Raw genomic sequence first — 6,546 nt, 5'->3', positions numbered from 1 at the left:
CCTCAGCAACTTTTATATCTTATCACATCCGAACCAACTTTGCAAGCTCTTTTTTTAAGTTTCTTTCGAAGCTTATTTGTTTCGCTTGCCGCACCGTGTTTCTCGTGTTTTCTTGGCCGGAATTAGAATATACCATGTACAAAAATAAATTGCAACCCTTATTTAATATTTATCTATCTCCGTTTGATGAGAACAATAGAACCATTTTATCCCCCTTCTATTTATAATGAATCATTGTCTTGAAATCAGACCCTATCTGCTACACGCATATAGATATGATAATGTTAAACTTCATTAACGTATAGATAAAGGGTAATAGTTGCTGTTCATAGTAAACATTCTTTTCGTCTTGAAGAAACACTAACTAGCAGCTAATGGGATACTTAGTTTTGTACCGCACATATCCATTAGTCTCTATAGTAATATATGAATTCAGATTTTAAGAAACCTACATCTACTAGATATTAACTCTCTCCATAATAGATAGGAGTTACTCTAGTATCTACTCTTTCATATTTACATATTGAAACAATAAAGGGATCAGCGTATATTGCTAGCCAACTTCTCACCACTCCCTTCTCCCCTCAGCCCCTGAACCTTCCCATCATAACTGTATCGTAATACCGACCGTCCGCATGTCGCCGATCCTTTTTCAAAGTTCCCTCTATCTCGAAGCCCATTCTTCTGTAAAGCTCCATCGCTTTATCGTTCGTCCCCACCACGTTTAAGGTCATCTTCTCAATTCCATTCGTATCTGCCCAATCTATCGATAGTTCGAGTAATCTCTTGCCGATCCCGTAACCCCAGAACTCTTTCGTTATGCAAACGCCTAATTCAACCTTATGAGAAAATCGCTTTAGATCGACTCCCTCACATCTGGAATACCCAACGATTTGTTCTTTTACAATAGTAACGAGAAACAAGTTTCTCTCTTTCTCCGAGTCCAACCGGATTATTTGTTCAAACCCCGCTGGATCAATAAAGCCTTCACCTTGCTCACGATCCATATACTCGGTTTCTCCATCCATCTGTACACGAAGTGATGACAATGCTTCAGCATCCTTTTCCATTGCAGACCTAATCGAATAGATCAATCCTTTTACATTAAACTCCTGTTGATCGATGATCATACGCCATAATCCCTCCATTTTATTTTATTTTGCATATCCTATTCATGGCTCTACCCCACCTCAGACGGACTCTTGCCCGTAAGCATCTTGAACACCTGACTGAAATACGTGGCGTTGCGGAACCCTGTCATCTCGCTAACTTCGTAGACCATGTAATGTCCTGACTGTAGTAGCTCCAACGCACGTTGAATCCGGTACCCGTTTACATAACTCACAAAGTTCTCTCCAGTCACCCTCTTGAACAGCTGACTCAAATATTTGGGGTGTACAAACAGTCCCTTGGCAATGGCTTCAAAACTAATCTCATCAGCATAATGCATTTCAACGTACTGTTTCACCTGCTCCACTAATTTATTGCTTTTTTTCTCGCCCATTTCTTTACGTATGTGTTCCATCCAGTTTCGAATAATACCATCCATCCAGCATATCAGATCCTGCAGCCCATATTTCGATTGAATTTCCCGCAAAAAATGGCTCATCGCGAGCGGTGGTGCCAGCATGGGATAATGTCGGTTCCAACTATGAATTAACGTGTCGAACAGGCTCACGGCCACAACCTGCACATCCTGAATACTGATACCACCCCCTTCGTCCAGCAGATTGCGAAGGTGAACCCATACCTCCTCTGCCAGATCAGTTCTCATATCTGCCCATGACTCACTCCATTGTCGCAGCAATAGCGAGTAATCCGTTGCGCTCGGCGTTAAAGCATCGGATGAATCATATCGATATACACGACTCCCGCCCTGAAACTCTGCTTTCTCCAGCGCCTCCCTGCTCTCCAGATAGGAGTCCATCACTTCGCATAATTGAACTTTGGACGTTCCAATACCTGCGCTCATTTCGATCTTGAGATACGTAAAAATCTGATCAATCATCCTTTCAACTATCGACTCAAATTGTTCTAGCGGGTCCTTCTCGTCAAATAGAAGCAGCACAATCACCTGATCCGAATAATCCACGATCTCCACCTGGCAGTCGTTTATTTGCGTAGCCTGCTCTTTGACGGTCTCCTGAATAATATCTGCTGCCCCATACCTTAACAGTTGCCAGTCCCGTTCTTTCATCCTTGTCAGAAATGCAGGCCGATACAACTGCAGACTGATGGCACGCACTTGAGAGGGTATGCGAATGCCCACATAATCCATACGTTCCGCAGGCAATTCCTCTTCCCGATAGCGCGTGGTTAACAGCTCGTGGAGAAACAATTTGCGAAGATAGGGAACCACCCGCCCAATTTCCTGTTTGTACGTCTGCTCCAGCTGCTCACGCCGCTCACGCACATCCTCTTCCAGTAACACCTCACGCAGAACAGACTCAATCTCCTCCACTTCCGCAGGCTTTAGCAAAAAATGATTCACGCCCCAGCGCATGGCCGCTCTGGCATTCTCGAATTCGTCATATCCGCTAAGAATGATGATCGGCAGATGGGGATAGTCCCGCCGCAATGCCTGCGTGACCTCAAGTCCTGTCATTCCTGGCAAATAGACGTCCGTCATCACAAGATCGGGACGCAGCTGTTGGAACAGCTCCAGTGCGTCCACGCCATTGGAAGCTGTTCCTGCAATGCGGAGGCCAATGGATGGCCAATCAATATGGTCGGTCAATGCTTTTACAATATGCGGGTCATCGTCTACGAGCATAATGGTTTTCATTCATTTTCACCGCCCAGCCATAAGTTTAATTGTTCTTCCGTCTCAATACGTGGTAGCGTAATGGTCACTTCTACTCCGCCTAATTCACCTGCGCATATATCAACGCCGTACCCAGTGCCACAATACAGTTGGATACGTTGATGTACATTTCGTATACCAATACCAGTCGTCTCCTCCAGCTTCCAGCCCAGAGGCAAGCCCTGTCCGTTATCCTTTAAGCAAATGATGATTTTGGATGGTGGAACGTTGCTCTCAGATTCCCGCATATCCACCTGTATGCGAAGTTGTCCTTCCTTCAGCTGCCCATGCATGACCGCATTTTCGATAAAGGGCTGCAAAATGATTTTGGGAATGTAACAGCCTCGCACTCTCGGATCAATCTGTTCCTGATAATCAATGGAGAATGGCAGCCGCTCTGACTGAATGCTGACGTAACAACGAGCATGCTCCAACTCATCCCGTACCCGGATGAATAATCTGCCACCGCTCAATCCAATACGCAGCAGTTTGCTGAGTTGTACAATCATGCGGCTGATGTCCTTGGCCTCATAATCGAGAGCACGCCAGTGGATCATGTCGAGTGTGTTGTACAAAAAATGCGGTTTGATTTGCGCCTCCAGTAAACCGGTCTGTGCTTCACGCTTCGCTCGGCTCTCTTCCTTGACCTGCTCCATCAACTCCGTCAATTGTGATGCCATATGGTTGAATCCATACGCCAAATGGGCATATTCCTCGGTAAACGAAAGCTGAACCCGGGTATTGAAATCCCCCTTCTCCAGTTGCCTCATCCGCTTGATCAGCTGACGTAAAGGACGAACAATCCGCCAAACGAACAGATACGCAAGTACCGCTGAAAATAGTAACCCCAGCACAGCTATTCCAAGGATCTGCCATCCGGCCTGCCTCACAGGAGATAATAGTGTGTGAACAGGGATCGTCTGAACCAATCGCCACTGAAGCATGGCAGGTCTTGAATACAGAACCAGCTGCGCTCCGCCAGGCTTGCCGGAAACCACTTCAAATCCGTCCTCCCCATGTTCAACATGCTCCTGAATCCATACACGATCGACGACTGGTTCGCTTTCCACAGCAGCAGCTGCATTAGTAGATACATTAATAGAAGGAAAAATTTCCGAGGCTCCATGAATTGAGCTCGAACCCTCACCAGGATTCACCTCTAAATTGTCATCGCCCATCTGCATGACGACGTTGCCTGCGGTATCCACCAACAACACCTGTCCATCCAGCACCATCGGCATATCCGCAAATCTACGTACAATATCGGCGCGACTCAGGCGGATGAGCACGTAGGCTACCGTACCACCCCGGCTGTCAAAGATTCGTTGGGCGTATCCGATTAGCGATTGGCCTGATTCGTTTTCCCGCAGAGGTACCCAGGCCGCATCCGCATGCTCCAGTGCAGCAAACCATGAAGCACCGGCAATCGTATCCACTGAATAGATGCGATCGGCCATCGTGACTGTGACACCGTTGAAGGCATCCGTATACAGCTCGATCGAGGTAATACCTTCACTGACTACCACCGTATGATCCAGTATTTTGGACACCTCACGCCGTTGGTGGATCTGTGTCAGCCTTCCCGTTCCCTTCGTTTCAAGCAGATTCGACAGCTCACGGTTGCTCGCCAAGGAGTAAGCCGTTCCTGTAACACCTGTAATAAAATCAAACCCTCGGCGTGTACTCTCATTCAGAAGAGCAAGTCGTGCTTTGCTGATCTCGGTAAACGTGACGGCAGAGAACGACTGGTATGCCAGCCAAACAATAACCGAGACGAGCAGCAGGTTAAACGCAATAAAGCAAGTCACCATCAACGTGGAGAGCTTGCTTTGTTGCAGCTTATGATTTAGGAATAACGATAATCTTCGTTTCCGCATGGAATCAACTCGTTTCGTCTTGGAATTACCCTTTGAGCCCAGAGGTCGCGATTCCTTCCACGAAATACTTTTGACACACGATAAATACGATAAAACAAGGTACCAGTGACAGCACTGACATCGCAAACATCGGCCCCCAATCGGATTGGGAACTGGAATCGAGGAATAGACGTAAGCCCAGCGGCACCGTATATTTGCTGACATCACTCAGATAAATCAACTGGCTGAAGAAGTCATCCCATGTCCACAAAAAGGTAAAGATCATCGTCGTCACCAGCGCAGGAAAGGCCAGCGGGATGATAATTTTGGTATAAATTCGTAAAGGACCACATCCATCAATCGTCGCCGCTTCATCCAGCTCTTTGGGCAATCCCCGGAAGAACTGGACCATCAGGAAAATAAAGAAGGCGTCGGTCGCCAGCCATTTTGGCACTACCAGCGGCAGATACGTATTCACCCATTCCAAATGGTTAAACAGAATATATTGAGGAATCAGCGTCACATGGTGTGGCAGCATGATCGTCATCAGCATTAAGCCAAAGCAAATCGCTTTGAACCGAAAATTCAATCTGGCAAAGGCATACGCCGCCATCGAGCAAGAGATGACATTGCCAAGCACAGCGCCCAGCGACAGGACGACGGAGTTGGTCAGAAAACGGGAGAAGGGATTGCCCTGAATCCCCGTCCAGCCATTGATATAGTTTTGCCAGTTCCATTCTTGCGGCCAAAACCAGGTTTCGGTGAAAATCATATGTCCCGGTTTGAAAGAACTGCCCAGCATCCAGAGCACCGGGTACAGCATGACAAAGGCAATGACCGAAATCAGTACATGCTTGGCGACTACCCACGAAGCAGCATTTCGTTGTCCAATCATGATTTCCCACCATCCTCATAGTGCACCCACAGCTTGCTGCTGCGGAATACCAGCAATGTAAAGACACCGATCAGGATTACCAGCACCCAGGCCATTGCGGATGCATAACCCATCTGGAAGAACGAGAACCCTTTTTTGTACAGGTATAGAGAGTACATTAATGTTGAATTGACTGGCCCCCCGCTGCCGTTACTGATGACAAAAGCCTGAGTAAATGACTGGAAGGAGGTAATCAGCTGCATTACGAGATTGAAAAAGATAACCGGTGACAGAATCGGCAGTGTGATATAAAAGAATCTCCGGAGTGGGCCTGCTCCATCTACGGCGGAAGCTTCGTCATACTCAGGTGGAATCTGCTTTAATCCTGCCAGGAAAATAATCATCGACGATCCGAACTGCCATACGGACAGCAGTACGATCGAATACAGGGCATATTTCGGGTTGGCGACCCAATCGGGTGCCTTAATGCCGACCATGGCAAGCACCCCATTGAGCAGACCGTCACCGCCCAGCATTTTGCGCCACAGCATTGCAATCGCGACACTGCCCCCGAGCAGGGTTGGGATGTAATACACCGTACGGTAAATGCCAAGCCCACGAATGCCCTTGTTCAACAACATCGCCACCACCAGGGCAAAAACTAGCTTGATCGGTACGGAGACAGCGACATACGTAAATGTGACTTTGAGCGATTGGATAAACAGTTTATCCGATGTAAACATCGTGGTGTAGTTATCCAGACCGACCCAGGAAGGGGCGGCCAGGATACTGTAGTCGGTGAACGAAATGTATAAGGAAACGAGCATCGGCCCAAGTGTCAGAAACAATAAACCAACCAGCCATGGGGCCAGAAACAGAAGCGCTGCTCCATTATGGGCATATCTCCGTTTCACCCGCCGGGCTGTTACACGCTCGGCTCGTGCTTGACTGACCTGTGTTGTACTCATCTTCGCAACCTCCCCGCGGAATAAGAAGTCTGGAACCGTTCAAGT

The 6,546-nt window shown here is 47.5% G+C and carries 5 protein-coding genes; all 5 read right to left on the bottom strand.

The genetic code is table 11. From position 1 onward, the window contains the following. Positions 1-584: 584 nt before the first annotated feature. The 5 genes from HP548_RS03645 to HP548_RS03625 are packed head-to-tail and all read right to left on the bottom strand — an operon-like array spanning position 585 to position 6,501. Entirely contained in the window at positions 585-1,130 is a 546-nt protein-coding gene (locus tag HP548_RS03645; protein ID WP_099859134.1) for a GNAT family N-acetyltransferase, read from the bottom strand. 50 nt (positions 1,131-1,180) lie between these two features. Next, positions 1,181-2,785 (bottom strand): response regulator, encoded by a 1,605-nt coding sequence (locus HP548_RS03640; RefSeq protein ID WP_099859135.1) that lies wholly within the window; start codon positions 2,783-2,785, stop codon positions 1,181-1,183. Continuing rightward, positions 2,782-4,680, bottom strand: a complete 1,899-nt coding sequence (locus tag HP548_RS03635) for a sensor histidine kinase (protein ID WP_099859137.1) — start codon at positions 4,678-4,680, stop codon at positions 2,782-2,784. Before HP548_RS03635 ends, HP548_RS03640 begins: the two co-directional genes overlap by 4 nt. A 25-nt stretch (positions 4,681-4,705) precedes the next feature. After that, positions 4,706-5,554, bottom strand: coding sequence for a carbohydrate ABC transporter permease (locus HP548_RS03630; RefSeq protein ID WP_175380915.1), 849 nt, complete (start codon positions 5,552-5,554; stop codon positions 4,706-4,708). Next, on the bottom strand, positions 5,551-6,501 hold the full coding sequence (locus HP548_RS03625; protein WP_099859139.1) for a carbohydrate ABC transporter permease: 951 nt from the start codon (positions 6,499-6,501) through the stop codon (positions 5,551-5,553). Before HP548_RS03625 ends, HP548_RS03630 begins: the two co-directional genes overlap by 4 nt. Between the last annotated feature and the right edge of the window lie 45 nt (positions 6,502-6,546).

The sequence above is a fragment of the Paenibacillus taichungensis genome, from assembly GCF_013359905.1.
Taxonomy (GTDB): Bacteria; Bacillota; Bacilli; order Paenibacillales; family Paenibacillaceae; genus Paenibacillus; species Paenibacillus taichungensis.
This window is presented reverse-complemented; position numbering and strand designations above follow the sequence as displayed.